The sequence below is a fragment of the Qiania dongpingensis genome, assembly GCF_014337195.1.
GTDB lineage: Bacteria > Bacillota > Clostridia > Lachnospirales > Lachnospiraceae > Lientehia > Lientehia dongpingensis.
This window is the reverse complement of record NZ_CP060634.1, coordinates 2,234,605-2,260,694: the sequence shown is the minus strand read 5'-3', so window position 1 is coordinate 2,260,694 and position 26,090 is coordinate 2,234,605. Positions and strand designations below refer to the sequence as shown.

26 protein-coding genes are annotated in these 26,090 nt (G+C 50.6%); 6 read left to right on the top strand and 20 right to left on the bottom strand.

Annotated elements, in window-relative coordinates; all coding sequences use genetic code 11:
- Window positions 1–125: 125 nt before the first annotated feature.
- Window positions 126–443 carry a 30S ribosomal protein S10 gene (gene rpsJ / locus H9Q78_RS10465; protein ID WP_147595176.1) on the bottom strand — a complete coding sequence of 106 codons (318 nt, stop codon included), beginning with the start codon at window positions 441–443 and terminating at the stop codon, window positions 126–128.
- 683 nt (window positions 444–1,126) lie between these two features.
- Here rpsJ and H9Q78_RS10460 point away from each other — a divergent pair.
- A complete protein-coding gene (locus tag H9Q78_RS10460) occupies window positions 1,127–1,315 on the top strand; it encodes a hypothetical protein (RefSeq protein ID WP_249301606.1) in 189 nt (62 codons plus the stop codon).
- Window positions 1,316–1,472: 157 nt separating this feature from the next.
- Here H9Q78_RS10460 and H9Q78_RS10455 read toward each other — a convergent pair whose 3' ends face one another.
- The 11 genes from H9Q78_RS10455 to dctP all read right to left on the bottom strand — a co-directional run bounded on the left by H9Q78_RS10455 (window position 1,473) and on the right by dctP (window position 12,284).
- On the bottom strand, window positions 1,473–2,354 hold the full coding sequence (locus tag H9Q78_RS10455; protein WP_249301605.1) for a hypothetical protein: 882 nt from the start codon (window positions 2,352–2,354) through the stop codon (window positions 1,473–1,475).
- Between the two features lie 216 nt (window positions 2,355–2,570).
- Window positions 2,571–3,740: an iron-containing alcohol dehydrogenase gene (locus H9Q78_RS10450; RefSeq protein WP_249301602.1), complete on the bottom strand. Its 1,170-nt coding sequence runs from the start codon at window positions 3,738–3,740 to the stop codon at window positions 2,571–2,573.
- Window positions 3,730–4,755: an Ldh family oxidoreductase gene (locus H9Q78_RS10445; RefSeq protein WP_249301600.1), complete on the bottom strand. Its 1,026-nt coding sequence runs from the start codon at window positions 4,753–4,755 to the stop codon at window positions 3,730–3,732. Before H9Q78_RS10445 ends, H9Q78_RS10450 begins: the two co-directional genes overlap by 11 nt.
- 24 nt (window positions 4,756–4,779) lie before the next feature.
- Window positions 4,780–5,880: an Ldh family oxidoreductase gene (locus H9Q78_RS10440; RefSeq protein ID WP_249301597.1), complete on the bottom strand. Its 1,101-nt coding sequence runs from the start codon at window positions 5,878–5,880 to the stop codon at window positions 4,780–4,782.
- Between the two features lie 27 nt (window positions 5,881–5,907).
- Entirely contained in the window at window positions 5,908–6,915 is a 1,008-nt protein-coding gene (gene yiaK, locus H9Q78_RS10435) for a 3-dehydro-L-gulonate 2-dehydrogenase (protein ID WP_249301595.1), read from the bottom strand.
- 40 nt (window positions 6,916–6,955) lie between these two features.
- Window positions 6,956–7,411: a YhcH/YjgK/YiaL family protein gene (locus H9Q78_RS10430; RefSeq protein ID WP_249301592.1), complete on the bottom strand. Its 456-nt coding sequence runs from the start codon at window positions 7,409–7,411 to the stop codon at window positions 6,956–6,958.
- Between the two features lie 11 nt (window positions 7,412–7,422).
- Complete coding sequence (locus tag H9Q78_RS10425) at window positions 7,423–8,382, bottom strand: D-2-hydroxyacid dehydrogenase (RefSeq protein ID WP_249301589.1); 960 nt, start codon at window positions 8,380–8,382, stop codon at window positions 7,423–7,425.
- A 23-nt stretch (window positions 8,383–8,405) separates the two neighbouring features.
- Window positions 8,406–9,119, bottom strand: a complete 714-nt coding sequence (locus H9Q78_RS10420) for an RraA family protein (protein ID WP_147595185.1) — start codon at window positions 9,117–9,119, stop codon at window positions 8,406–8,408.
- A 25-nt stretch (window positions 9,120–9,144) separates the two neighbouring features.
- On the bottom strand, window positions 9,145–10,434 hold the full coding sequence (locus H9Q78_RS10415) for a TRAP transporter large permease (RefSeq protein WP_249301587.1): 1,290 nt from the start codon (window positions 10,432–10,434) through the stop codon (window positions 9,145–9,147).
- A gap of 3 nt (window positions 10,435–10,437) precedes the next feature.
- Window positions 10,438–11,010 carry a TRAP transporter small permease gene (locus tag H9Q78_RS10410; RefSeq protein ID WP_249301585.1) on the bottom strand — a complete coding sequence of 191 codons (573 nt, stop codon included), beginning with the start codon at window positions 11,008–11,010 and terminating at the stop codon, window positions 10,438–10,440.
- A gap of 134 nt (window positions 11,011–11,144) precedes the next feature.
- Entirely contained in the window at window positions 11,145–12,284 is a 1,140-nt protein-coding gene (dctP, locus tag H9Q78_RS10405; protein ID WP_249301583.1) for a TRAP transporter substrate-binding protein DctP, read from the bottom strand.
- Window positions 12,285–12,822: 538 nt separating this feature from the next.
- Here dctP and H9Q78_RS10400 point away from each other — a divergent pair.
- Entirely contained in the window at window positions 12,823–13,689 is an 867-nt protein-coding gene (locus H9Q78_RS10400; RefSeq protein ID WP_249301582.1) for a class I SAM-dependent methyltransferase, read from the top strand.
- A gap of 16 nt (window positions 13,690–13,705) precedes the next feature.
- On the opposite strand, the gene H9Q78_RS10395 is transcribed toward H9Q78_RS10400, so the two are convergent.
- The gene (locus tag H9Q78_RS10395) at window positions 13,706–14,800 is read right to left on the bottom strand and encodes a DUF2804 domain-containing protein (RefSeq protein ID WP_249301581.1); all 1,095 of its coding nucleotides are present in this window, start codon (window positions 14,798–14,800) and stop codon (window positions 13,706–13,708) included.
- A 200-nt stretch (window positions 14,801–15,000) separates the two neighbouring features.
- On the bottom strand, window positions 15,001–15,927 hold the full coding sequence (gene trxB, locus H9Q78_RS10390) for a thioredoxin-disulfide reductase (RefSeq protein WP_249301580.1): 927 nt from the start codon (window positions 15,925–15,927) through the stop codon (window positions 15,001–15,003).
- 123 nt (window positions 15,928–16,050) lie between these two features.
- Between trxB and ymfI the strand changes: the two genes are divergently transcribed.
- Window positions 16,051–16,797: an elongation factor P 5-aminopentanone reductase gene (gene ymfI / locus H9Q78_RS10385; protein WP_249301578.1), complete on the top strand. Its 747-nt coding sequence runs from the start codon at window positions 16,051–16,053 to the stop codon at window positions 16,795–16,797.
- A 32-nt stretch (window positions 16,798–16,829) separates the two neighbouring features.
- Here ymfI and H9Q78_RS10380 read toward each other — a convergent pair whose 3' ends face one another.
- Window positions 16,830–17,486: a YigZ family protein gene (locus tag H9Q78_RS10380; RefSeq protein ID WP_249301574.1), complete on the bottom strand. Its 657-nt coding sequence runs from the start codon at window positions 17,484–17,486 to the stop codon at window positions 16,830–16,832.
- Between the two features lie 192 nt (window positions 17,487–17,678).
- Here H9Q78_RS10380 and H9Q78_RS10375 point away from each other — a divergent pair, with 192 nt between their 5' ends.
- Both H9Q78_RS10375 and H9Q78_RS10370 read left to right on the top strand, forming a co-directional pair.
- Entirely contained in the window at window positions 17,679–20,411 is a 2,733-nt protein-coding gene (locus H9Q78_RS10375) for a transglycosylase domain-containing protein (RefSeq protein WP_249301572.1), read from the top strand.
- 98 nt (window positions 20,412–20,509) lie between these two features.
- Window positions 20,510–20,866, top strand: a complete 357-nt coding sequence (locus H9Q78_RS10370) for a SpoVA/SpoVAEb family sporulation membrane protein (RefSeq protein WP_147595194.1) — start codon at window positions 20,510–20,512, stop codon at window positions 20,864–20,866.
- A gap of 77 nt (window positions 20,867–20,943) precedes the next feature.
- Here H9Q78_RS10370 and H9Q78_RS10365 read toward each other — a convergent pair whose 3' ends face one another.
- The 5 genes from H9Q78_RS10365 to H9Q78_RS10345 form a co-directional block, all read right to left on the bottom strand.
- Entirely contained in the window at window positions 20,944–21,492 is a 549-nt protein-coding gene (locus H9Q78_RS10365; RefSeq protein WP_249301569.1) for a DUF6144 family protein, read from the bottom strand.
- A gap of 84 nt (window positions 21,493–21,576) precedes the next feature.
- On the bottom strand, window positions 21,577–22,410 hold the full coding sequence (locus H9Q78_RS10360) for an AraC family transcriptional regulator (protein WP_249301566.1): 834 nt from the start codon (window positions 22,408–22,410) through the stop codon (window positions 21,577–21,579).
- A 14-nt stretch (window positions 22,411–22,424) separates the two neighbouring features.
- Window positions 22,425–23,147 (bottom strand): DUF5131 family protein, encoded by a 723-nt coding sequence (locus tag H9Q78_RS10355; RefSeq protein WP_249301564.1) that lies wholly within the window; start codon window positions 23,145–23,147, stop codon window positions 22,425–22,427.
- 81 nt (window positions 23,148–23,228) lie between these two features.
- Window positions 23,229–24,590 carry a cell wall hydrolase gene (locus H9Q78_RS10350; RefSeq protein WP_249301562.1) on the bottom strand — a complete coding sequence of 454 codons (1,362 nt, stop codon included), beginning with the start codon at window positions 24,588–24,590 and terminating at the stop codon, window positions 23,229–23,231.
- A gap of 211 nt (window positions 24,591–24,801) precedes the next feature.
- Window positions 24,802–25,140 carry a DUF6465 family protein gene (locus tag H9Q78_RS10345; RefSeq protein ID WP_249301561.1) on the bottom strand — a complete coding sequence of 113 codons (339 nt, stop codon included), beginning with the start codon at window positions 25,138–25,140 and terminating at the stop codon, window positions 24,802–24,804.
- Between the two features lie 284 nt (window positions 25,141–25,424).
- On the opposite strand from H9Q78_RS10345, the gene H9Q78_RS10340 reads away from it, so the two are divergent.
- Window positions 25,425–26,054, top strand: a complete 630-nt coding sequence (locus H9Q78_RS10340; RefSeq protein ID WP_249301560.1) for a sugar O-acetyltransferase — start codon at window positions 25,425–25,427, stop codon at window positions 26,052–26,054.
- Window positions 26,055–26,090: the final 36 nt, after the last annotated feature.

Below are 26,090 nucleotides of genomic sequence, written 5' to 3'. Positions count from 1 at the left end.
GTTAATCTACAGCGGATTACCACATGGGCAATCATCCTAGAACAGTCAGATATAAGTGGAACATAAACTTTTACGTTACTTCTATATCGTCAACCGATTCCGGACTTTTTCCTTTTCCTTTTTGCTTACTTCGTCTTCATCTTAATGTCGATGTAAACACCGGCAGGCATTTCCAATCTGGAAAGAGCATCAACGGTCTTCTGAGTGGGCGCCGTGATGTCGATGAGTCTCTTGTGAGTCCTCTGTTCGAACTGCTCTCTGGAATCCTTGTACTTGTGTACAGCACGGAGAATGGTGATTACTTCCTTCTTCGTGGGCAGCGGCACAGGTCCGCTCACCTGAGATCCGGTTTTCTTTACAGTTTCGATGATTTTTCCGGCGGACTGGTCCACCAGCTGATGGTCATAAGCCTTCAATGTGATTCTCATTACTTGACTTGCCATAAAAAAAGTCGCCTCCTTTTCGCACTTTTCAATCTAAGTACGACAAGCGGTGACTGTACACTCTCCCGTGTGTATCGTAAAACCACACACGTCATTTCTACGTCTATGTTGTAGATGATTTAATCTGTACAGTGACTTGTCGCCAGTTTCCTAACTTGACATTCGCTCCACGGAAAACCTGCCACAGTGGGCAGCAACCTCACGCTTCATCGCTATCATGCCACAGCAAATAACATTATACATGAATGATATGGAAAATGCAAGAAAAATTTTATGTTTTTTTCACACCTTTAAATACTTTAAAACAAACGTATCTTTATAACCAGATGAGGCAGGAGGAAATCCGATTCCATACAGGCGGCTCGCTGGCAGCCGTAACCAGCATCTTTACGGCCTCCAGTCGGTCCTTTCCAACTGACATGGATAAACCTAAATTTTTCCATGTCAGATTCCAATAAAAACCTGCATGAAATTCGGTTTTTACCTCCCTGCGGCCGGGAAGATCCTGCTAACGGCTCTGCGGCGCTCACCTTACGATGGGATCAGATTATTCCTCCTGCTCCTCCTCCCGCACCAAAGTATCTTCCGTTTGCCTCAAAAGCTATTGGGGCGTTCTGCCGTGGCCCGCTGCCGTTAGGCGCGCGGGCCGTGTGGATACCTGACACTTTTATGAAATCAAAGGAATGGAAGCCATCCGAAACGGTGCGGCAGAAATGGCACCGGCAGAAAGATTCCGGGCCGGCCTAAAGGTGAGCGCCGCAGGGCTGCGGCCGGTGTTCCCCAGGCGGAGGGAGGCAGAAACGAAAAATACCGATTCCGTTTCTGAGCGAACAGGAGACGGAAAATCATCCGGATCTTCCGTCGACATGTGAGCGGTACTGCCGGAGCAGAGATAAAGCGGCCCCTGCATCGCCAGCGAACCGAAATCGTGACGGTCCGGAACTTCTGCCGGTGCCTAACTGGGGTTTGATCTGAGCTTATTAAAAAATGATTCCAAAAAGTATTTAGTATCATACAATCTTTTTTTGGTCACCGGCCGCTTATGAGCCGGCTCCTCAGATTCAGGATGCTGATGGTGACGCAGAGGGTGGCCCCCACGCTCAACGCATTTTGCAGAATGGGCATGAGGTCCGGGTTCACCGCCCTGCTCAGTCCTCCGATCCCAGAGAGGATGCTCAGAAGATTGACGCCCACTACGATAAAATTCATCACGATGAGGAACATAGACAGTTTTTTATCCGGCCATCCGGTCCGGCAGATATTGGCGACCACATTTCCTGTCCTGATTGCTTTGGCCAGATATACCGCCGCCAATCCCACGACTGCCAGGCAGATCAAGGTCACCAGCACCAGGAGCAGCCCCATGGCCGCTTCGCTGCCTTCTATATACCTGGAACCAAAGTAATAATGAAGATATCCATGCCAGTCTGCACCCCTGGTGCCGGCCACTGCAATCCCCAAGATCACCACGATCAGGGCTCCTCCAATGATGATGACGACCATGTTGGCAACCATTCCGCCCTTCGCCAGAGAGAGTCCGCTTGTCGTCGGTACACCTTCCCCTCTGCTGCTCCCATAAAACATCCACATGCCGGCGCAGATGAGGATTCCCGGAACCATCAAGATAAGCGACAACACGATGGCCATACCAGAGAAAATTCCAGAATTGATCATCCCGGCCTGCTCCACCATATTTACATAGACGCTCCCATTTCCCATGACACTTTGAAACAGCCCGATCAGCAATGCGGCCGAATAGAGAATCACGCCCGCTAAAAAACACGGGGAGCTTCCGCAGTCCTTCACCGCCCTCTGGTTCGGAGTCATATTCCATCCTGTGCAGCTCTGGCCCCCGGCCGGATTTTGATAATCCGGTTGGCTTTGAAAGCTACCGCTGTTATATCCTTCCATACTCCTCACTTCTCCTCTCCGTCTTTTGTCACGCCGTTCTTCTCTGCCGTCTTATCTTCAGTATACCATAACGCCTGTCAATTTCCTATTACAAAAATTTTGCAAAAAAACGCGTGTTCCGCTTCTTTCAACAGAAGCCGGAACACGCGCCGAGCGCCGGAAATCTTTTTTGACAGTCATACGCTCCGATGGACACGCCGATATGACGGCCTGCCGCTACCGGTAGGATTCCTGCAGAATCCGGACGCAGGCATCCTCGTCAATCTCACAGGGATCGCCTTCAAAAAGGCCTCCCATCGTATCTCTCGCATTTTTAGCCAGAGTCCGGAACTCGTCTTCCCGGATACCAAAATCTGACATCTTTAAATCATCCGCTCCACAGGCCTTTAAAAGCTCCTCCAGGGCATGAACAAAATCCATGGGCTCCTTCGCATCCGTTTTCCCTAAGGCTTTCGCCATGTTCACCAGCTTTTCATCGCAGGAATGGCTGTTTACCAAATACGTATAATACGCCCTGCAGATCAAAATGAGTCCTGCGCCGTGGGGAAGGTCATGGTGGTATGCACTCATGGCATGTTCTAGGGAATGCTCAGAAATGCAGCATGACAGTGACTGAGAAAATCCAGCGAGAGTATTGGCAAGCGCCACGTCTGTCCTCGCCTCCAGATCACTTCCGTTCTCTACTGCTCTGGCCAGGCTTTTTCCAATCAGCTCAATTCCCTTGATACAAAACATGTCGCTGATCACGCTGGCCGCTTTATGAAGATAGCACTCCGTACTGTGGAAAAGAGCGTCAAATCCCTGATAGATCGTAAACTTCTTCGGCACGGACAGCATCAGCTCCGGATCCACTACAGACAGAGTCGGAAATGTCCAGTCACAGCCAAACCCAATCTTCTCATTGGTCTCTTCCTTCGTATTCACCGTCCAGGGGTCCGTCTCCGTTCCGGTCCCGGCAGTGGTCGTGATCGCCACAATGGGAAGGGGACGGTTGGGAATCGGCATCCCTTTTCCGCTTCCGCCATTTACGTAATCCCAATAATCCCCGGGATTCACCGCCATGATCGCTATGGCCTTGGAAGCGTCGATGCTGCTTCCACCGCCCAGGCCGATCACAAAATCACAGCCGTTCTGGCGGGCGCACTCGGCGCCCTCCATCACGTGCCGTTTTACGGGGTTCGGCAAGATCTTATCAAATACTGCATATTCCACGCCCGCCATACGCAGCTGCTCTTCCAGCCGGTCCAGATACCCGTTGTCCTTCACAGACTTTCCACAGGTAACTACGATCAGGGCCTTTTTTCCCGGCAGTTCCTGTTCATGGAGACTGTTCAGTGTCCCGCATCCAAATACCAGCTTCGTAGGAACAAAATAATCAAACTTCATGCAAACGGACCTTTCTGCCCATTTCTTCAGCCAGCGCATTCAGATCATCCACGATCTCGGGGATGATGTCTGCCGCTTCCTGTGATTCTGCATAGCATTTTTCTTCAATCTCGCCAGGCATAAAGATGCCGGTCGAATTCGCTGACTTTTTACAGGACTTAAACTCTGCCACACGGGCATCCACTCTGTTCAGGAACTGTTCTGTATCACCAAATGCTTTTGTATCGATCGCGATAAAGGTATGAGCCGGTCCCATCTGGTCCGGGTTCGCCCGTACGCCGGTGCCTCCGCCGATCAGCAGGCCGCTGATGACATCTACCATCAGGGAAAGTCCGAAACCTTTGTAGCCGCCCAGCGGCATTACGGAATACACCTTTTCAATATCCGTGGTAGGCATACCCTCTGCATCCAGCGCCCATCCTGCGGGCACTTCCTTGCAGCCCTGGCGTTTCATGTTGGCGATCTTTCCAAACGCCACTACACTCTGTGCCATATCCAGGGTGATCGGAGGAACATTTTTCGTAGGAACAGAAATAGCCAGAGGGTTATTTCCGATCATTTTCTCTGCGCCGCCCCAAGGCGCCATGGTAGGATCGCCTGTGGATGCGGAGATACCGATCATCCCCTCTTTTTCAGCCAGCTGTGCATAATATGCGCCTGCTCCAAAATGGTTGCTGTTCTTCACGCCTACAAAGCCAATGCCATATGTCTTTGCTTTTTCAATGGCCGCCTTCATGGCCGTATGGCCCAGGACCTGGCCGCAGCAGCGGTTTCCGTCCCACACTGCGATCACTGGATTGTCCACCTCAACTTTATAATCAAGCTTTTTCGGCATCACGCCCGTCTGCATCAGGTTCACGTAACGCTTCAGGCTCATCACGCCATGTGATTTAACCCCCCTCTGGTCAGCCTCCAGAAGCGTTTCCGTCAGAATCTTTGCCTCATCCTCAGGCATGCCTGTTTCTGTCAGGATATCGAGACAGAACTCTTTTAACTCCGCTACTTTGATTCTCATGGTTTCATTCCTCCGTTTTATTTATCAATAACCGACAAACCTGTTTTCTTTTTTGGATACTTCTAAGCCTTCCGACCATTTGCAGCCAAGTCCCTGAGCGATCTCGATTAGTCCTTCCCAGGTGTTGTCCGCCAGCTCGATTCCCTCTGCCCTCCGCTTTGCGGCCATGTTCTGCTCGAATTCGCCGGGAAGCAGCACTTCCTTTACGCCTTCCGCGGGCTTCGCGTTCTTTATGAACTGAGCATGTACTTCACACTGCTCTTCATATACTTCCCGCCCATAGAATGCTTCCGGATTGAGAGCCATCAGATATACGCTGTTCTCCGCATATCTCACGCCGCCGTTCTTTTCCCAGCTCCAGTAATCATCATTGGCCAGGACCACAGAGAACATATCCGCCATGATCGCCAGTCCGGAGCCCTTTGCTCCGCTGATCTTTCCGCCCATAGGCATGATGGAGCCCTTAGGCTCTGCATAGAAGTCCAGAGGATTGGTGGTATCATTTCCATATCCGTCTTTGATCCAGCCCTCCGGCACCTGTTTTCCGTTCTGCACGTAGGCTCTCAGTTTGCCTTCCGCCACCACGGTGGTCGCGCAGTCCATTACCAGCGGATCATGTCCCTTTCTGGGAACCGCCCAGGAGATCGGGTTGGTGCCCAGCTTCGGTTCCATGGCTCCCCAGGGCGCCATCGGTCCTACAGAATACACACCTACGGTACCAAAGGCGATCAGACCTCTTCTGGCCAGCTCTTCCGTATAGGAACCAAGGCGTCCGATATGGTTGGCGTTCAGGCTGAGGGCGCAGGCCATGAAGTTCTTCTTCGCCTTCTCCTCTACGATGTCCACCATCTTCCTCGCTCCGACCTGTCCAAAGTTCTGCTTACAGTCCAGAATGGCCGTTACGGGAGTTTCTTTTACGATTTCCAGCGAAGCACCAGGTTTGATCTGGCCGCTCTTCATCTCATCCAGATACTGGGGAATCCTGAGTACGCCGTGGGAATCTACTCCCATCATATTGGCCATAGCCAGCTCTTCCGCCACAATCTGCGCCTCTTCTCCGGGAACTCCTGCTTTCTCAAAAATCTCCCGTGCACACGAGATCAGTTTTTCAAATTCAACTTTCATGGTACCTGCCCCCTCCTTTTTGGGTATTTACAGAGACTGAATTTTCTCCCAGACTTCTTCCAGCACAGGGATTCCGTTCTTCATATGGTCTTCTCTCGTATTGATCTCAATTTCACCGGGATAGAAGATCTTTCCGCCTTCTCTCTCCGGAGTAGACGCTTTGATATCTTCCACGACCGTGTCGATGATGCTGTCGGTCAGATCCTTGGTATTCATGCACTCAGGGTCGATGGCAATCAGCACCTGGGAGAGTCCGACTTCCTCAGTATACTTCTTTCCTATATCCGTAACGGAATTGCGTCCGGACAATACGGCTGCCACCAGGTCAAGAGCGATGGACATGCCGGAACCCTTCCAGTATCCGATGGGCAGAACACGGCGGGTCTTCTCGATCTCCGCAGGATCTGTGGTCACATTGCCCTCGCTGTCCCAGCCTCCGGGCACGGGCAGCTTCTCACCTTTCATCCTGGCAAGCTCGATCTTTCCATAGGCAAACTGGCTCATGGCCATATCCACCACAATGTGACGTCCATCAGATTTGGGGATGGAAATGATAAAGGGATTATTTCCCACCTTAGGCTCCATGCCCCCCCATGCGGGCATATTGGGCATGGTATTGGTCCAGCACATTCCGATGCAGCCATTGTCAGCCGCCTGCCAGCCATAAGCTCCGCCTCTCATCCAGTGATTGGTGTTTCCGATGGCTACGATTCCGATTCCATGTTCTTTAGCCAGTTCGCAGGCGCGGTCCATGGCCTTTCTCGCGTTGGCATTTCCAAGGCCCATATGGCCGTCCCAGCGTTCAAAGCCTCCAAAAGCACTCACGCACTCCGGCGTGGCCTTGCCGTCTACGACACCCTTGTCCAGATATTCAATCACTCTGGGAAAACGGTTCACACCGTGGGAATAAACGCCGTCGGCGCTGGTCTCAGCAAAGTTCAGGGCCGCCAAATGTGCGAGCTCCGGATCCACCTTACGGCTCAGTAAAATTCTTTCAAATGTATCAACTAATTCCTGAAATGATATTTTTAACATAATAACCTCCACTTTCTGAATCTGCTTATCTGAGATTCTGTCAAACTCTTACCTTTGCCACAATTTTTCTTACTTTCTCAGGCTGGCCCGCAGCACAGCGGGGCTTATGTGCCTCCTCCGGCGCTACTACAGCCATCTGGCCGTCGGTCAGATACGCAACGCTGCTGTCTTCCGGATCTTCATAAAACATTACGTCGCTGTTCTCGTCATAAGGCTGTTTTACTTTAAGCCCTTCTGTGGAAATCATTTTGAAGTATTCTTTTCCATGGATCATATACTGAATATCAAAGTATTTCTTATGACTTTCAAACTGAAGCTCTGATTCCGGTGAGGTCTCATATTCCTGCACCATGGCGAACACATCTTCGCCGTCGATCTCATATTTTCCAACCGGCAGATCAGCCAGGTCTTTCCTTCTCAAAAATTCATATGCTTTCTCGAATTTAACATCCAGGTATGCATATTTGTTCACTGAAAACGCATCATTGATAATCACAACTATCCCTCCTATTTGTTTACGATGTTTACAGGCTCGCCTTCCAGGAAAGCCTTCAGGTTATGTACCGCGATGTCCATGAGTCTCTTTCTTGACTCCCTGGGAGCCCACGAAATATGAGGCGTGATAAAACAGTTGGGAGCCGAGAGAAGCGGATTGTCTTCTTTGATAGGCTCCGTGGAGACCACATCCAGCCCGGCGGCATAAACCTTTCCGGAAGCAAGCGCCTCTGCCAGATCCTGCTCTTTGATCAGAGCTCCCCTGGAATTATTCAGGATGATCACTCCATCCTTCATCTTCGCTATGGTTTCCTTATTTATCATGCCTTCCGTAGAAGGGAACAAGGGGCAGTGCAGCGCGATCACGTCGGATTCTGCCAAAAGCTCGGACAGTTCTGCGTACCGGCAGCCTTCCTTTTCAAAATCCGGGTTTCGGTATTCATCATAGGCCAGCACCTTCATGCCCATGGACTGAGCAATTCTGGCTGTTGTCCTGCCGATTCTCCCAAACCCGATGACTCCCATGGTTTTTCCCGCCAGCTCAATAAGCGGATAATCCCAGAAGCACCAGTCAGGATTATTTTCCCATCGCCCCCTGCGGACTTCCATGCTGTGGTGGCCGATATGATGGCAGATCTCCAAAAGAAGGGCTATGGCAAACTGTCCTACCGCATCAGTTCCATAGGTGGGAATATTGCTGACCGCAATATCCCTCTTCCTGGCCGCCTCTGTGTCTACTACGTTATAGCCGGTAGCCAGTACACCTATATACCTGATGTTCGGGCACTTCTCCATGGTCGCGGAGGAAATAGGAGTCTTATTGGTGATGACAATCTCCGCATCCCCTATCCGTCCCGCTATCTCCTCTGCTTTCGTTCTGTTGTAAACCGTCAGCTCTCCGAGAGCCTCAAATCCTCCCCAGCTCAAATCCCCGGGATTCTCTGTATATCCGTCCAACACAACTATTTTCATGGATTTGTCTCCTCTATTATGGGTTATTCATAGTTGTCGCTTAATATCTTGGCCAAAGTCTCGGCATCATGGTTCTCGGCGAGGAGCTTCTGTTTCTTTGTCTCGTAGGCCTGAAGGCGCTCACAGCGCTCTGCCACTTCGTCCAGATACTCTGCGGGGAACTTCACCGCTCCATTTTCGTCCATATGTACGATATCGCCGGGCGCCACTTCCATGCCGCAGATATCCACAGGTGTATTGATCGCGTGGATGCTGAACTCTCCGTGTCCCGCGCAGACTCCTGTCAGCATATACTGCATCCCCATGGGGCGCACTTCATCCAGGTCTCTGGAGGGGCCGTCGGAGATCACGCCGATAACGCCCAGGGACTTGAACGCGGTCATCATATTGCCGCCGCAAAGGCCGTTCTTTTTCTTGATCTCTTCCGGCAGGTCCTGCTTCATCGCAACGATCACCGGCTTCGGCATTTTTTCAATGGCTTTGTATAAATCCACAAATCCCAAACGGCTGAATTTAGGATCCGGAAGGCCAAATGTAACAGTCACAACATGGCCGGCCAGCCTGCCGAGCTCCGGATACATGCACTTCAGGGTCTCGTCGGTATACCATTTGGTATTCCAGGGATGATAAAGACCCAGACAGTATTCCATATCTCCCGGATAGGTCGCCACCACGTTGGTCACACTCGGCGTATCGAATTGTTTCAGTTTCTCAAGCACTTCTTGTTCATGTGTCATGATATTTTATATCTCCTTTTTATGTTTATAATCCGCCTAAGCCCATGGTGGAAGGAAGCCACGTACAGGTCCAGGGCAGCATCGTCACGATAGCCAGCGCGGCAAGGAGCACGATGAACCACGGTACCATAGCTTTCACCAAACGGCCGAAAGAAATCTCGCCTACCTTGTTGATGGCGAACAGCACCACGCCGAAGGGCGGAGATACTACGCCGATCATCAGGTTCAGCACCATGATGATGCCAAGGTGGATCGGGTTGATCCCAAATGCCACGGCTACCGGCAGGATGATGGGCGTCAGGATCGTGATGGCTGACACGGTCTCCATGAACATACCCACCAGCAGGAGCGCCAGGTTCAGGATCAGCAGGAACACGTATTTGTTGTTGATGCTGTTCACGATAAACTCCATGACCGTCTGAGGGATCATGGCCTTCACCAGCACGTTTCCGAACAAGGTCGCCGCTGAGATCAGGATACAGATACCGATGGCATCCGCTACAGTCTCCTTCAGCACATCCACAAATTCTCTGAAATTGATTTCCCGGTACACCAGAATCCCCAAAATAGCTGCGTACACCACAACGATGGCGGCCGACTCTGTGGGGGTGAAGATACCGGTGTAGATGCCCAAGAGGATAATGACAGGCGTCATACAGGGCAGAAAGCCCTCTTTACATGCGTGCAGAAGTTCCCTCTTGGATCCCACACGGTCTCTGGGATATTTCCGGATCAGAGCATATATGAACACCAGAGCCATCATGATCACGCCCATGATGATCCCGGGAATCACACCTGCCACGAACAGCGCGCCTATGGAGGTACCGGAAATGGTTCCGTACACTACGAGGGGCATACTGGGCGGGATGATCGGGCCCAAGGTCGAGGAAGCGGCTGTGACGGCACAGGAGAAGTCCTTGTCGTACCCAGCATCCTTCATGGCCTTGATCTCAATGAGGCCCAGGCCGCTGGCGTCCGCGATGGCCGTTCCGGACATCCCGGCGAAGATGAAGCTGGCCAGTATGTTCACATGGCCCAGGCCGCCGGGCATCCAACCCACTATGGCTCTTGCAAATTTAAACAGACGGTCGGTAACGCCGCACTTATTCATCAGTTTCCCGGCGAGCAGGAAAAGCGGCACCGCCAGGATCGTAAAGCTGTTGAGGCCCGCCATCATCTGCTGGCCGATCGTGATCCATTTCATACCCGTGCTGAACCGCATGATGAACAGGGCGGAAAAACCCAGGGCATAGGTGACCGGCAGGCCGGCCAGGAAAAGAACCAATAAAAGTAACAATCCCCAAATCGGATCCATATGCTATTCCCCCTTCTTCTCAAGTTCTTGCTGCTTCTCAAACGCTTCTTTCGCCGCTTCCAGCTCCATGGCGTCCTTCTCATCCTGTGAGACATAGACAGCCTGGCCGGTCAGCAGGAATATGCAGCGTATGATGTTGAAGATCACGGTAGCCACCAGTCCGACCGCCACGATGATATAGACCCAGCTGATATGCAGCCAGCGGTTGGACGCGGCGATGATGCCCTTCGCGTTTTCAATGTTCTTGATCAGGCTGTATACACAAATCCCCGCAAATACAGACATGGAGATGTGAAAGACTGCCAGAACCACGTGCCGGACCTTTCCGGGCAGCTTATCGAATAAAAAGGTCACGCATACGTCCGTCCCCCTCAGGGCAGCGATGGGCCAGGCCAAGAATGCGAAGATCACATACGCATATCTTGCCAGCTCCTCGGTACCCGTCATGGAGATGTTCAGTTTTCTTGCAATAACCTGGAACACTACAATAATGGTGATGATAACGAGCAAGATGCTGTCGATGGTAATAACAGCCTTCTCTATGTTGTCCAGAATCTTGTTAAAGGTTTTCACCATATATCCCCCTTCCTTGATAAATGATGGAAAAGACACCCGCACACCTTATATTCCCATTCGAATATAACCGGGCGGGTGTCTTCAAATGAAGTCAAGCAATATTACTTTTTACAATGGCTTCAAAATAAGATTTCTTATTGTTCGCCAGCCATGATCGCCTGAACCTCTTCCAGTGTGGATGCAGTCCAGGTAGATTTGAAGTAATCAGCCCAGATAGCTTCTGCTTTTTCTTTAAATCCACTCAGGTCGGGTTCGATGAACTCACAACCGCCGTCGATCAGCTGCTGCTTGTAGTCGTCTTCTCTTGCGATGGCTTCTTTCTCAAGGTAATCGATGGCTTCCTGTCCAGCCTTGTCTACGACAGCCTTGTAGTTGTCGGGAAGAGACTGATACAGATCTTCTGCCATCCACATACCAACGCTCTCACAGATATGCTTTGTTTCAATGATATAATCCTGAACCTCTTCCAGGTTGATGCTCTTCATCTGCTCCCAAGGGCCTTCAGAAGCATCGGCAGCGCCGTTCTGGATGGAAGTGTAAAGCTCGCCCAAAGCGATCGGAACGGGGGTAGCGCCAAGAGCACTCCAGCTCTCGCTCCACAGCTGGTTGTCATTCAGACGAAGCTTAACGCCCTTAAGGTCGTCAACAGAATTGATTGCTTTGTTGCAGGACATGTTCCTGTATCCACGATATGCCATGCCGGCAACGTCTCTCGTGTTGTACTCGGTTCTCCAAAGCTCTTTTGCCTGCTCTACGAGATCGCTGTTGTAAAGGTTATTGTAAGCTTCGCGTGTCTCGATCAGGAAAGGAGCAAGCATGAAGCCATAGTCCTCACTGTAAAGGTAGAACGGTGTAGGTCCGAATCCGCAGAATTCCAGTTCGCCGGACTTAAGAGCCAGGAAGGAATCGTTCTCGCCCATAAGGGAAGAATCCGGGAATACGTTCAGGGTGATGGCACCGTCGGAATATTCGTTCATCAGATCCGCAAACTTATAGTAGGCGTCAACCATGGGTGTTCCAGTTGCATATGTAGTCGCTAAAGACCAGGTATACTTCTCATCGAAGGGGCCTTCGATCTCACCTGCTGCGGCTTTCGTCGTTTCGTCGCCGGCTGCCGTTGTTTTCTCTTCAGCCGCCTTTGTTGTCTTTTCCTCTGCAGCCTTCGTCGTCTTCTCTTCCGCGGCTTTTGTGGTCTCTTTCTTGTCGCCGCCGCAGGCTGCCAGTGACAGCACCATGGCCGCCATCAGAACAAGTGCTAATAATTTCTTTTTCATGTAATTACCCTCCACTCTTTAAATATCTTTTTTAAGTGCTTTCTGTTTTAAATATTTTAAGACCTGAAACCTCCTTTCCTGCAATTTTTTCTGTCAGCTTGTTAAGCTCCCCCGGGTCAGTATCAGTTGCTTACTCTATTAAGTCTCAGCTTGTTGCTGCTGCAGAAGTTCTGCTTACAGAAACGAATAATGAATCTCACAAAATCCCGTTGTTTGGATTTTCGTGAAGATTCCCATTGTGTTAAGATTATATAAAAGTTTTGTTAGTCTTGTGTTAAAATAAAGTTTATTTTCTCTAAAACTTTATAAAATTTCTTACTTCATTCTTAAATAATTATATCTTTCAGATTTCATTTCCTCTTCATTTGACATACTAAAGAAAAGTGTAAGTTTTGTGTTGCTGTCACAAATTCCCATTTTGCCGTATTTCGTGAATTTATTTCCGGCCGTTGACTGCCCCGGAAAAACCCGATATAATGGAGGTCAATGTCATATTAAAGAACGTGTTTTATCACGAATGAGAAAGGATCTGTCTTTCATGTGGACTGCCGATAATTGGAACGATTACGAGGTGATCGACACCTCAAAAGGAGAGAAACTAGAACGATGGGGCTGCTATCTGCTCGTCCGCCCGGACCCGCAGGTCATCTGGGACACCCCCCGCACCCACGGCGGCTGGAAACATAAAAACGGCCACTATCACCGCAGCAGCCGCGGAGGCGGGGAATGGGAATTTTTTAACCTGCCGGAGCAGTGGAGCATCCGTTATGAGCCTCTCGGCCTTACCTTCAACCTTAAGCCCTTCAGCTTCAAGCATACGGGGCTTTTTCCGGAGCAGGCTGTGAACTGGGACTGGTTTTCCGGCAAAATAAAAAAGGCCCATAGGCCTGTGAAGGTTCTGAACCTGTTCGCTTATACCGGCGGCGCCACTCTGGCGGCGGCTTCTGCCGGCGCTCAGGTGACCCACGTGGACGCTTCCAAGGGTATGGTGACATGGGCCAGAGAAAACGCAAGATCCTCCGGCCTTTCCGAGGCCCCCATACGATGGATCGTAGATGACTGCGTGAAATTTGTGGAAAGAGAAATCCGGCGCGGCAATGCCTACGACGGGATCATTATGGACCCGCCATCCTATGGAAGAGGGCCTAAAGGTGAGATATGGAAGATTGAAGACGCCATTTATCCTCTGGTAAAGCTGTGTACAAAGCTTTTGTCGGACGCTCCTCTGTTTTTCCTGATAAATTCTTATACCACCGGGCTCGCTCCCTCTGTCCTTTCCTATATGATGGGGATTCAGCTCTCCCGTTTTCAGGGCGCCATAACAGCCGACGAAGTAGGGCTCCCCGTGACAGAAAGCGGCCTTGTGCTTCCCTGCGGCGCTTCCGGACGATGGGAATCTCTCTGACAGCATATACCTGTGCTCACCATTTGTTCCGCACTTTCTCTGCAAATCCCATCAAATGACTTACCTGAATCTCCGTTCCGTCGTCTAAGACCGCGATGCCGTCAAAATGGCCGAATATCTGATGCTGATCACTCAGGATAAGTACTGCCGACGTACACGCGCTCCGGTTTAAAACCGGAGTAAACGTAAGCTTCAGCCGCCCGTCGGACGAAAATACATTCCACGGTTTCATGAACTCCGGCTTCCCCTCTTCTTCTCCCGGAATCTGGAATGTGACCGTTCCAAGCTTATGCGCTCTGCCGTTATAAAAGAGCATATTTTCCGTAGCCGCCGAGGTATCTCCGAACCCATAGCCAAGGTTAAAGCCAAACTCGCCGTCCCCGGCCCGGCCCATGGCGGCGCTCCAGTACCAGGTATTGTGATATGTCCAGACGCCCCTTCCCCAATCCAGGAGCCCGAAGCTGTCCTCCGGACGAAACTCGTAAATCTGTCCGCCAAATTCTGCCTGGCCTCTTGCTTTCATCCCTATGATCTTCTGATTATAATAAAATGCGGTCCTTTTCTCCGGAAACGGCGTGGCAATGACCATGCTGTCTTCCGGCTCCTCCGACAGCTCAAACCGAAGCCGTATCGGCAGACCCTTATGAAATTTATCCATCTCTCCTTCCAGAATCCTTTTCTCTCCCTCATGGCGGAAGGACATCCTTATATTTTTTCTTTCCAATGACACGTCCCCCTTTGCCGAGGAAGCCGGAAATCCAGTCCTTCCCATCGGAAAAGCGGTCATCGGACTGCTGGTATATTCTGTCTGTTTTTCAAAATCCAGAAGGGAAATGCTCGCCAGCCCCATATATGAATTGTCATCCAGCGTAAGGGCGGCTCCATACCTTTCATTGTAGATCAGATAATAATCCCACTCTTTGATCCGCATGGCTCCCGCCTTGATCCTGTTCCTGTCATAGGCTTTCACAAGAGATGTGGCATATCCCGCCTGGCTGAGCTCCCCCCGGCTGTTTAACAGAGGTCCCGGCTCCAGGCGCGCCTGTTTTTCCGGTCTTTCACAACTATCACTGTTCTTTCCCTTCGTCATGTTAATATAAGTTTTTTTCATGGCCGTCCTCCTTGGCCGGTTCATTTTTATATAACACAAAATACTTTTGGGAATCATTCTTAGTAAGCTCCGATCAAGCTCCGGTAAAACACCGGCAGAAGTTCCGGGCTGCCAGCGAGCCGCCTGGATGGAATCGGATTTCCTCCTGCTTTGCAATCGCACAAAGAAAGTTTGATTAAAAGATGTTCGAAGGTATGCTCTCAAACCTTCTGCAGATTCAGATACTGCTCTGCCGCCGTCACCGCATTGGCTCCGTCGGAAGCCGCCGTCACAATCTGGCGCAGTTTTTTCGTACGGATATCTCCCGCCGCGAAAATTCCCGGCACCGACGTAATCCCGTCTTCACCGGCCACAATATAGCCGGCCTTATCCATCTCCACAAGTCCCTTGTATGCTTCCGTCTCCGGCAAAATCCCAACAGCGATGAAAACTCCCTGAACGTCCTTCTCCTCGGTCTCGCCGGTTTTCACATTTTCCAGCACGATGCCGGAAACCGCATCTTCTCCGCGAATCTCTTTTACGACGGTATCCCAGATGACCTCCACATTATCAAGAGAAAACAATTTCTCCTGAAGGCTTTTGGCGCCTCTGAGCTCATCCCTTCTGTGGATCAGATAGACCTTTTCACAGATCCTGGCCAGAAAAATAGCATCTTCAATGGCTACATCGCCGCCGCCGACGACGGCTGTCGTTTTGCCTTTGTAAAAAGCCCCGTCGCAAGTGGCACAGTAGCTGACTCCCATTCCGGACAGCTCTTCTTCTCCCGGCACACCCAGAAGTCTGTGCTTTGCTCCTCCGGAAAGGATTACCGCCCTCGCTTCGTAGCTCCCGTTTTCGCATACCACAGTCTTGTAGGGAGAGCCGTCTTCTACCCGTACTACATTATCTTCTACAAATTTCGCTTCCTGCTTGTCTGCGTGCTCCCGCATCTTCATTCCCAGATCAAAGCCGTTGATTCCAGGCAGTCCCGGATAATTGTCCACCTCGTAGGTATTCAGCACCTGTCCGCCGCTCATCATGGCTTTCTCTATCACAAGTGTATGAAGCCTGGCCCTCTGGGCGTAAATAGCTGCCGCCAGTCCGGCCGGACCTGAACCGATGATGACCAGATCGTATTGTTTTTCCATAAGCAATCCCTCCTGAAACCATAATAGGCGATGAAAATACAGATGTCAAGGCAGAAGCCCTCGCAGAAACCGAAGCGGCATGCTATAATGATCACAAATACCATTTTGAAATCGGGGGTTCTAATGAGATCTATGGAACATAAAAAAGGCAAAACTGTTTTGGTCACCGGCGCTTCCCGCGGCATCGGGAGGTCCATTGCCCTGCGCTTTGCCAAAGCAGGATACCAGACCGCCATATGCGCCAGAGGAGAGCAGGCGCTCCTTCGTATAAAACAGGAGATTGAAGCTGCAGGCGTCCCCTGCCTCGCTGTCGCCGCAGATGTGGGAAAAGCAGGCGGCTGCCGAGAGATATTCGCCGCCGTTGAAAAAACGTTCGGCCATGCGGACATCCTCATAAACAACGCCGGAGTCTCCCATATCGGCCTTTTGCAGGACATGACGGAAGCCCAATGGGATGAGATCATGAGCATCAACCTCTCCTCCGTCTTTTACTGCTGCCGGCTGGCCATTCCTCCCATGGTCGCCGCAAAGCACGGAAAAATCCTAAACATCTCCTCCGTCTGGGGAAACACTGGCGCTTCCTGTGAAGTGGCTTACTCCGCCTCCAAGGGCGCCGTGAATTCTCTCACCAAAGCCCTGGCAAAGGAGCTGGCCCCTTCCGGCATCCAGGTAAACGCTCTGGCCTGCGGGGCCATCGACACGGAAATGAACCGTTTTCTCAGCCCGGAGGACCGGGCCTCCCTCATAGAAGAGATCCCCGCTGACCGGCTGGGCACGCCCGATGAAGCTGCGGAAATGGCTTTCCAGATCATATCTTCTCCTGCTTATCTGACAGGACAGGTCATCACCCTGGACGGCGGCTGGCAGTAACCTTCTCCGCTTTCGCCCCCGCCTTCCATGGCTCACTCCTCAAAAAGAAGGATTTCCCTGTCCTTTTCCGCAAAATAAGGGGTACCAAGAAGTTCCATCACCGCCCGGCCGTTTGTGGCTTCTGTCACCTTTTTCATGAACAGATCCGTCTGTTCCTCAGGTACAAGAATCCGAGACGTCACGATGTCCGTATAGCTGGTATCCAGAGTATGGACTCCCATCTGACCTGCTGTGTACTGGATTTTTCCGATTCCATTGTAATCGCATGTGACCAATATTTCCTGTCCCGGCTTTTTGTCCAGAATGACGCAGTCTGCAAGCCCTTCCTGGACGGCTCTGGAATAGGCCCTGACCAATCCTCCTGTTCCCAGCAGTGTGCCGCCGAAATACCGGGTCACAACAGCGCACACATTATGCACCTGTTCTCCCAGCAGCACATCCAGCATAGGCCTCCCGGCCGTCCCTCCCGGTTCTCCGTCGTCACTGCATCTCACCCGTTCATTCCGGACTCCGATGCTGTACGCCGTGCAGTTATGATTTGCATCCCAATATTTCTTTCTTGTCTCTTCCAAAACGGCGGCAGCCTCCGCCTCTGACTTCACCGGCCGGATTGTCGCAAGAAACCTGGACTTCTTCTCCACGATCTCTCCTTCGCCGCCCTCATATAGTTCCAAATAGCTCTGTCTCATACAGTCCTCCCACACGGTCTTCCGGCTTTTGTTTTCTGTAATATAATTGTAATATAGAAGAGTATTTCAGGCAACCGCCAATTGCGCCGCGGAATTACCCCTTTATTTGTACCTGCTTTTTTGCTATAATGTAGAAGCAAAACTTTATTTGCTTCCATGAAATGTTTATCCGAAACTCAGGAGGGTTTCTTTATGAATTATGGTAAAAATGGCCTGAAGGAACAGATTCGTTCCGCTTCAGCGAAATCCGGCAGGAAAAAGACGAGGGCGGCCGTCATTATGTTCAAGATCCTGCTGGCCGGCATCCTCAGCCTGTTTGTGATAGCTGTCTCCACCGGCGCCGGCATGTTCCGCGGCATACTCAAAAATGCCCCGGATCTGAACACCCTGGACATGTCCCCGGATGCGTCCGCAACTATCATCTATGACGCAGACGGCAAGGAAATTCAAACACTTGTGATGGCCGGCTCAAACCGCCAGCCTGTGGAATATTCAGAGATCCCCCAGAATCTGATCAACGCTTTTGTGGCCATCGAGGATTCCCGCTTCTGGACTCACAACGGCGTGGACGTAAAGGGCATGGCAAGAGCCGTGCTCTCAGGGCTGACCACCGGCGATTTTGACCAGGGGGCCAGCACCATTACCCAGCAGCTGATCAAAAATGTGGCCTTTAACGGCGGCGCGGAAAAATCTTTCGGGGCCAAGGTCAAACGAAAAATACAGGAGCAGTATCTCGCCATCCAGTTGGAGAAAACCATGGATAAAAAGATCATCCTGCAAAATTATCTGAACACGATCAACCTGGGGGCCAATACCCTGGGAGTGGAAGCCGCCTCGGAACGGTATTTCGGGAAAAGTGTCAGTGAGCTGAACTTATCGGAATGTGCCGTCATCGCGGCCATTACCCAGAATCCTACCAGATATAATCCCATCACCAATCCGGATGAAAATGTCAAGCGCCGCAACATCGTCCTGGAGGATATGTTCGAGCAAGGCTACATCACCCAGGAAGAGCTGCGTGCCGCGGAGACCGACGATGTCTATGTCCTGATCCAGGAGGTGGACGCGGCAAAGTCCAATGAATCCTCTGTTTACAGCTATTTTGTAGACGAGACTATCGTACAGGCCTTGTCTGATCTGCAGGAAAAAGCCGGTTATTCGGAAACAGAGGCCAGAAACCTGCTCTACAGCGGCGGGCTCAAGATCTACACCACCCAGGATTCTGATCTCCAGAAAATCGTGGATGAGGAAATCTCCGACCCTTCCAACTACAGCAGCGCCATCCAGTACAGCTTCTCATACCGCCTTTCCATCACGCATAAGGACGGTTCTACGGATAATTACTCCGAGGCGAATATAAAGTCTTACCTGCGGGAAAAGAACGGAGCGGCCGTAAAGCTGATCTTTGATACAGAAGACGAGATCCGGCAGTACGTCCAGGAATTCCGGAGCACAGTCGTAAGCCCGGAAGATATGGTCCAGGGAGAGCGCCTGGACATCACTCTCCAGCCTCAAGGCTCCTGTGTCCTGATGGAACAGAATACAGGCTATGTGAAGGCCATAAGCGGAGGACGGGGAGAAAAGACCACCAGCCTGAGCCTGAACCGAGCTACGGACAGCCTCCGGCAGCCCGGCTCCACCTTTAAAGTCCTGACTGCATTCGCACCGGCTCTTGACAGCTCCGGCGCCACTCTGGGCACGGTCTATTACGATTCTCCTTATACACTGGGAGACAAAACCTTTTCCAACTGGTGGCAGTCGGGCTATGTCGGCTACGCCAACATCCGTGACGGCATCACCTATTCCATGAATATCGTGGCCCTCAGGACCATGATGAACACGGTGACTCCACAGCTCGGATATCAATACGCCCTGGATTTTGGCATCACGTCGTTGGTGGAGAGCGAGAAAAATATAGACACCGGAGAGGTTTCCACCGATATCGGTCCCTCCCTCTGCCTGGGTGGCATCACCCATGGAGTCAGCAACCTTGAACTGACCTCCGCATACGCCGCCATCGCCAACAAGGGAGTGTATACCAAACCGGTTTATTACACGAAAATCCTGGACAGCAACGGAAAGATCCTCGTGGACAATGGACCGGAAACCCACACTGTGATCAAGGAATCCACGGCGTGGCTTCTGACCAGCGCCATGGAAGACGTATGCGAAACCTCCTATCTGTACGGAAGGACCGACATCCGTTCCAGCGCTCCCCAAGCCAAGGTAGAAGGTCTTCCCACCGCTGGAAAGAGCGGTACTACCACAGCAAGCAACGACGTCTGGTTTGTGGGATATACGCCGTATTACACGCTGGGGCTCTGGCAGGGATACGATGAAAACAGCCCCATGTCCACCGGAGAAGACGTGAAATATATGTGGCACAAGATTATGAGCAGAGCCTGCGAAGAGCTTCCCGAGAAATCCTTTCCTGATATGCCGGGAAACATCGAGCAGGTGACCATATGCCGGAAATCCGGCAAGCTGGCTGTGCCTGGTATCTGCGATCAGGATCCTGCGGGAGACATGACTTATACCGAATACTTCGCAAAGGGAACGGCTCCAACCGAGGTCTGCGATCACCATGTAAAGGTAACGGTCTGCTCCCTCAGCGGTTCGCTGGCGACGGAATTCTGCCCGGATTCCCTGAAGCAGACCAGAATCTACCGGGTCCTCACCGGAGACGCATCCGGAGTCACCGATGACAGCGCTTATCTGCTGCCGGACGCGCTGAAAAACAGCACCTGCTACATCCATACCGGACACGCCTTCCCCTTTATGAATGGAGAAAACGGGACGGACAACAGCCTTTTGGATCCAGGAAATGAACTGGACGATACTACTCCGGAAAGCAGCAGTTCCGAAGACAGCAGCGAATCCAATATCGGTCCCCCCGGCGTATTAAACAGTACTCTGGGGAATTGACCAAAGGCAGCCGTCATAAAAATTTAATATTATGTATAAAATAATCCATACTGCACAGACTTTTCCTAAGAAAAAGTTTACCGGAAAGGTCGTGCAGTATGGATTATTTAAAAGCATTCTTAATAGGAGGCGCGATCTGTGCCCTGGTGCAGATCCTCATGGACAAAACAAAGCTGATGCCTGGCCGCATCATGGTGCTTTTGGTGTGCTCCGGCGTAGTCCTTGGCTTTCTTGGCGTTTACGAGCCCTTCATCGAATGGGCCGGGTCAGGCGCTTCCGTTCCTCTCCTCGGCTTTGGCAATACTCTGTTCAAAGGTGTGAAAGAAAGCGTCAGTGAAGAAGGGCCTCTCGGCCTGTTTTTAGGCGGTCTGAAAGCCAGCGCGGCAGGCATCAGCGGCGCACTGATCTTCGGATATATCGGTTCTCTGATCTTCGAGCCTAAAATGAAGGATTGACGGCGCGCTCTCAATCAGGCCGCTGTCCATAAGGAATGGGCGTATCGTTTTAAAACGTACGCCCATTTTTTACTGTTTTATTTCCAATCAGGATCACAGAGGGTGATTTTCATCAGACATACCGAATCGCCCATCTTTATACTTTTAAACAATTCCACATCTGCCTTACATGCAAACGCCTTTTCAAAAAGCACTTTACTGTAGCCGGCCGTACACTGGCACCATGCTTTTGTCTCTAGTCTCTCCACCTCTGCAAGCATAGGGCACGGACAGAAATAAAATCGCAGGAAAAGTTCGCCATTTTCGCAAAAGAGCCCGGCAGCCTTTGCTTTCTCCGAATCCGCAAATTCTTCTATGGATTCTGCATTTGACTTTAATTCCTTTAAAAGCGAAAGTTTCTCTTCCATTCCATAGCCGCATTGACAGTTCATCCGTATTTTCTTTACCGACTCAGGAGCAAATCTGCTTTCTAAACGCCGCATCGCAGACTTCACCCAATCGGCGTCGTTTTCCGCATGATCCGTCCGCTCCTCGCCATACACGACTTCTTTGGCTGTATCCGCGTCACTTTCGGCCTTGACACATTCATAAATTACATTCTCTTGGATCTTCCTTATATCAAACATTACTTCCTCCGGTTCTTGAATTTATCGATGGAACAATTATGATTATAGAAAAAAATCCTCCTGCCGGCTTCTGAATTCTTGCTTTTATTGAATTGGGATGCATAGATCCATTACAACGCTATGGTTATCCCGGTCAATGCTGCGATAGATATTCAGTCCATACTGCCGTGCCATTTTGAAGCCACTCTGAGGCAGCCAGACGCTGAAAACCCCTTGCAGCGTCTCATAAATATCTCTGATCTCTCCACTGAAGTGATATACGATCCATTTGCCGCCTTTCATCCACATTACATTATTCAGTCCGCACTCCAGTTCTGCCGTCATACAAATGTCGCAGATACATTGGGATGAGTCCGTAATGGCCGGATCATTGAAAAATCGTTCTGCCAAGATTGTATTTTCCTTCAAGAATCCCTTATATTTATCCAAAAACTGATACCAGTTCTTTTCAATATCCGCATAGCTTCCTATAAATCTTTCATAGATCAAAAATAAATCATCTATCTTTTGAATCCCAATGTGGGCGGCATATTCCTCCTCGGTTTTAAATGGAACGACCCGTTTCGGAGTAAAAGGAACAGACATGCTGTGACTCATTATGGACTTCTTAAACACAGCCGGAGAAACATTATGGCGCTTTCTAAATACAGTGCTATAGTTGGAAGAGCTGTATCCATAATCCAAACCGATATCTGCAATTGATTTTGTTGGGTTTAACTTTATATCTACCGCACTTTGATCGACTCTGCAGCGCTTGATAAACGCATAAACGCTTTCACCCGTCTCTTCCTTGAATATACGGCTGAAATGAAATCTTGATACGTAGAACTGCGCGGCAACGATATCAAGCGACAGATCTTCATCCAAATGCTGCATAATATAGTCAATGCTTTGATTTACGAGTTTTTTCCTGTCCATATACTCCCATCCTGTTAAAACAGCCGTTTTCCATCTGAAATATCGATGCCAAGCTCTTTCGCCATGCCAGACTGCCTAAATGGATTAATCTTTTCTACGGCTCCGTCACGTTTAAAAAAAGTACCTGTGTTTTTGAACCAGAATGTGACGCCTGCATTTACACATTGCTCACGGATATTAAGTACCCATTCATAATCACATTCGCGGGCTTCCCGCCCCGTTTCGCCGCTAACAGTAACGTGGTCCGTCCCATGAAGATATGGCGTTAGGTCTATCGCCTCTAAAAGCGGCGCGCAGGCGATGAAGCGCCGTTTTATCGGATAGGATAAAAACAGGGGAAGGCGATAATCCGCCGTACTTTGATTTTCGACTGTACATCCAATGTTCACATTGTCATATCCTGCCCCCCAATCAGAAGGAAGCGATACAGGAAAACGGTCGATGCGCTTTGTCAAGATCAAAAAATCGATGTCCGTTCTTTCCTTGATAAAGGTCCAGACTTCTTTCCGCCATTCATCCGCCTCCGGAAGAAAAAAGTCCGTGGCAAAGCAGGTCGCAAGAATCTTGTTTCCTTTAATGTTATATTCCCCTTTTGCGTTTTTCCTTATGGGCCAATCAAATTTATCTGTTTTTTCAATCGTGTTCTGACCATAGCGTTTTGCGTGGGGCCCATAAAAATAGCAGTTCGTGCAGCCGTCACTCACCTTGCAGCATCCTGTCCAAGGTTCCCAGTTCATGGATTTCCTCCTTATAAAATGTAAAAACGGCATAGCAAAAACCATGCCGCTTTTGGAAATAGCTCTATGCCGTTTTAATATTCAATAAAAAACATGGCCGCCAATCTTAATTCCCTCGTATCCGGGGGCTATGGTGCGGAAGTGAAGCAGGTCCCCGATGTAGTTTTCCGTCCCGTTCATGGCCGCCTCCGCCGCCTGCCTGCAGGTTGCGTTCACCCCGTTCTTTAGGGCATTGATATACTTCGGATATCCCCATGGACTGAACTGATAGGGCTGGGACAGCACTCCCAGCATGGTGTTGGGATATCGGCTGCTCCGAATCCGGTTCATGATCACATTCCCCACAGCCACCTTGCCTTCCCAAGGTTCCATATTGGCCTCACGATAAATCATGGCGGCCATCAGCTCCAAGTCGGTATAGGCTGTATAATCGATTTCGTCTTCACCGGGATCAGGCGCCTGAGTCGGTGCTTCCGTCGGGGCTTCTGTCGGCGCCTCTGTCGGTGCTTCCGTCGGGGCCTGGGTGGGAGCTTCTGTCGGCGCCTGGGTGGGCGCCTCCGTGGGGGAATCGGAAGGCTTCACCGGAGTTTCTGTGCTTCCGTCTCCTTCGCTGGGTTTGTCGGCCGCCGCCGTACTCCCCCCGCCGTTCTCGTTTCCTCCCATCCCGTTGTTTCCGCTGCCGGAGCCGCCGTCCGCGACCTGGGTCCCGTCGTCTGTAAGCTCCGCCATCTGATTCTCCGCCTCCAGCTCCTTCTGCTGCAGCTCCGACCGGTACTGCGCCAGCTGTCCCTCGGTATCCTCCAGGTTTCCCGCGCAGGCCTCCATCTTCTCTGCCGTCTCCCCGATGGCCGCGAGCACCTCGTTCCTCTTCTGCTCCGTATCCCGCACAACCTGCTCCAGAGCATCCTGCTCCTCCAAAAGATCATTCTCCTTTTGAGCCACCAGCTCCTTCGTCTCTTTATATTCCGTCAGCATCCTTCTGTCATATCCGGCCATGTCCATGGCATATTCAGCCTTATTCATGATACCGGACAGGCTTTCTTCGGAAAATATCAATCCCACAAAGCCGGCATCGCGGTTTTCATACATATATTGAATCCGCTTTTTCATATCCTCATACTGCCTGGACTCCGTAGCCTTCGCTTCCTCCAGCTCCTCCTCCGTGGCGGACAGACGGCCGTTCAGCTCTTCCTTCTGTCTCGCCAGCTCCTCCATGTCGGAGGTCAGCTGGTCCAGCTGCGTGTTCAGTTCTTCCAGATAGCTTTCCAGGCGTTCTCCAGCTTCTTTCAAATCCTTTGCCTGCTCCTCGGCACTTTCCACCTTATCTCCGGCCCTCTGAAGGTCATCACCGGCTGCCGAAGAAGACAACGCGCCGGCTGCCGCAATCATAACGGAAAGGGATAGACAGATACGGCGAATCCTGTTTCCTGCATTTTTTTTCATATAATATCCTCTCGGTTCTGTGCTTCTCATTTCCTTTTTAGCTGCAGTTTTATCATTATACAACAAAATACGCCTTTTTTCAACACCGGGGAACGTACTTCCCCGGGAACTGAACAGAGCCGTTGGGTGTGTTCTGAAAAAGCCGCACCCATAAAGGAACTTTATATTCCTCCATGAATGCGGCCAATATGCTCTGACTCCCGAACTGAAATCAGATCGCCACGCTTCCGGTCTCTTCACCGTTGATGACATAATATACCATATTTTCTTCAACCTTCACGTACAGCTCCATTGTCTTGATCTCACTGACCTTACGCTTCTTAGCAGTCCAGTCCTTTTTGATCAATGCGATCATTTCCTTGTCAGAAATATCCTTGCCCATGTACTGTACCGAGACGCTCGTCTTCATCTCCGTTCTCTTTACGGGCTTTCTTCCGACAGGCTTTTTTACCTCCGCAGCCGCTTTTTTCTCAGGCGCCGCTGCTTTTTCATATGCCTCTGCCGTTTTTGTTTCCGTCTTCTCCGCTGCCTGAACTTTTTTTCTAGCCATAGCTTTCCTCCTCTTTTCCTCGAATACAAGTGTCAATAAAATATCCGCGCAAGCTTTGTCACTTTATCACTTTATCTTGGCAAAGAAAACCGGTGACGTTTTTATCATACTGCATACTGGAAATATTTTCAAGTTTTTCATAAAGTACAGACGGAAAATCTCTCTCCAGAGGCCTTTACACCTGCCTGTCCTTTTGCTACAATACTCTTCGTGGCAAATATATTCCACTATATTTATATCTCTGAGACCAGGATGTTAGACCATTTTACAAGAAAGGCATTTTCATGACTCCTAAAGAACGCATGTTGTCCGGCAGGCTTTATCATATGACTGCCGATGAAGAGCTTACAAAAGAGTACATCCGGTGCAAACAGCTTCTGACCGTCTTTAACCATATGACCGAATACGATACAGAAAAGCAGGACGCCATCATCCGTGAGCTTTTCGGAAAAATCGGAGCCGGCTTCCACGTGGAGCCGCCCTTCCGCTGTGACTACGGAAAACAGATCTTAGCAGGAGATCATCTGTATATCAACTGTGACTGCATCATCATTGATGTGTGCCCTGTGACCATAGGAAGCCATGTGCTCATCGGGCCCAGGGTGGGTATCTATACCGCCGCCCATCCCGTCGACGCGTCCGTAAGAAATACCGGATTGGAATACGGCCGCCCCATAGCCATCGGGGACAACGTATGGATCGGAGGAGGGGCAGTCCTTAATCCAGGCGTCACCATAGGAGAAAACTCCATAATTGGTTCTGGAAGCATCGTCACAAAAGATATTCCCCCAAATGTGATCGCAGCCGGGAACCCATGCCGGATCCTGCGTCCCGTTACGGAAGAAGACGCCGTTTATTGGAAAACACAGGAGCTTGATTATCTGCAGGATAAAGATGCCCCGCCCATTTCGTGAGCGGGGCATCTCCCTAAACGGCAGACTGCCTTTTTT

Excerpts from the sequence above, each read along its gene's own strand:
- H9Q78_RS10380 (WP_249301574.1), bottom strand. The coding sequence starts at position 17,486 with ATGAGACAGAGCTATTTGGAACTATATGAGGGCGGCGAAGGAGAGATC.
- rpsJ (WP_147595176.1), bottom strand. The coding sequence starts at position 443 with ATGGCAAGTCAAGTAATGAGAATCACATTGAAGGCTTATGACCATCAG.
- H9Q78_RS10365 (WP_249301569.1), bottom strand. The coding sequence starts at position 21,492 with ATGTTTGATATAAGGAAGATCCAAGAGAATGTAATTTATGAATGTGTC.
- H9Q78_RS10410 (WP_249301585.1), bottom strand. The coding sequence starts at position 11,010 with ATGGTGAAAACCTTTAACAAGATTCTGGACAACATAGAGAAGGCTGTT.
- H9Q78_RS10400 (WP_249301582.1), top strand. The coding sequence starts at position 12,823 with ATGTGGACTGCCGATAATTGGAACGATTACGAGGTGATCGACACCTCA.
- H9Q78_RS10460 (WP_249301606.1), top strand. The coding sequence starts at position 1,127 with ATGGAAGCCATCCGAAACGGTGCGGCAGAAATGGCACCGGCAGAAAGA.
- H9Q78_RS10455 (WP_249301605.1), bottom strand. The coding sequence starts at position 2,354 with ATGGAAGGATATAACAGCGGTAGCTTTCAAAGCCAACCGGATTATCAA.
- H9Q78_RS10440 (WP_249301597.1), bottom strand. The coding sequence starts at position 5,880 with ATGAAAGTTGAATTTGAAAAACTGATCTCGTGTGCACGGGAGATTTTT.
- H9Q78_RS10350 (WP_249301562.1), bottom strand. The coding sequence starts at position 24,590 with ATGAAAAAAAATGCAGGAAACAGGATTCGCCGTATCTGTCTATCCCTT.
- ymfI (WP_249301578.1), top strand. The coding sequence starts at position 16,051 with ATGAGATCTATGGAACATAAAAAAGGCAAAACTGTTTTGGTCACCGGC.
- H9Q78_RS10450 (WP_249301602.1), bottom strand. The coding sequence starts at position 3,740 with ATGAAGTTTGATTATTTTGTTCCTACGAAGCTGGTATTTGGATGCGGG.
- H9Q78_RS10360 (WP_249301566.1), bottom strand. The coding sequence starts at position 22,410 with ATGGACAGGAAAAAACTCGTAAATCAAAGCATTGACTATATTATGCAG.
- H9Q78_RS10355 (WP_249301564.1), bottom strand. The coding sequence starts at position 23,147 with ATGAACTGGGAACCTTGGACAGGATGCTGCAAGGTGAGTGACGGCTGC.
- H9Q78_RS10425 (WP_249301589.1), bottom strand. The coding sequence starts at position 8,382 with ATGAAAATAGTTGTGTTGGACGGATATACAGAGAATCCCGGGGATTTG.
- H9Q78_RS10395 (WP_249301581.1), bottom strand. The coding sequence starts at position 14,800 with ATGAAAAAAACTTATATTAACATGACGAAGGGAAAGAACAGTGATAGT.
- H9Q78_RS10415 (WP_249301587.1), bottom strand. The coding sequence starts at position 10,434 with ATGGATCCGATTTGGGGATTGTTACTTTTATTGGTTCTTTTCCTGGCC.
- H9Q78_RS10420 (WP_147595185.1), bottom strand. The coding sequence starts at position 9,119 with ATGACACATGAACAAGAAGTGCTTGAGAAACTGAAACAATTCGATACG.
- H9Q78_RS10445 (WP_249301600.1), bottom strand. The coding sequence starts at position 4,755 with ATGAGAATCAAAGTAGCGGAGTTAAAAGAGTTCTGTCTCGATATCCTG.
- H9Q78_RS10370 (WP_147595194.1), top strand. The coding sequence starts at position 20,510 with ATGGATTATTTAAAAGCATTCTTAATAGGAGGCGCGATCTGTGCCCTG.
- yiaK (WP_249301595.1), bottom strand. The coding sequence starts at position 6,915 with ATGTTAAAAATATCATTTCAGGAATTAGTTGATACATTTGAAAGAATT.
- dctP (WP_249301583.1), bottom strand. The coding sequence starts at position 12,284 with ATGAAAAAGAAATTATTAGCACTTGTTCTGATGGCGGCCATGGTGCTG.
- H9Q78_RS10345 (WP_249301561.1), bottom strand. The coding sequence starts at position 25,140 with ATGGCTAGAAAAAAAGTTCAGGCAGCGGAGAAGACGGAAACAAAAACG.
- H9Q78_RS10375 (WP_249301572.1), top strand. The coding sequence starts at position 17,679 with ATGAATTATGGTAAAAATGGCCTGAAGGAACAGATTCGTTCCGCTTCA.
- H9Q78_RS10340 (WP_249301560.1), top strand. The coding sequence starts at position 25,425 with ATGACTCCTAAAGAACGCATGTTGTCCGGCAGGCTTTATCATATGACT.
- trxB (WP_249301580.1), bottom strand. The coding sequence starts at position 15,927 with ATGGAAAAACAATACGATCTGGTCATCATCGGTTCAGGTCCGGCCGGA.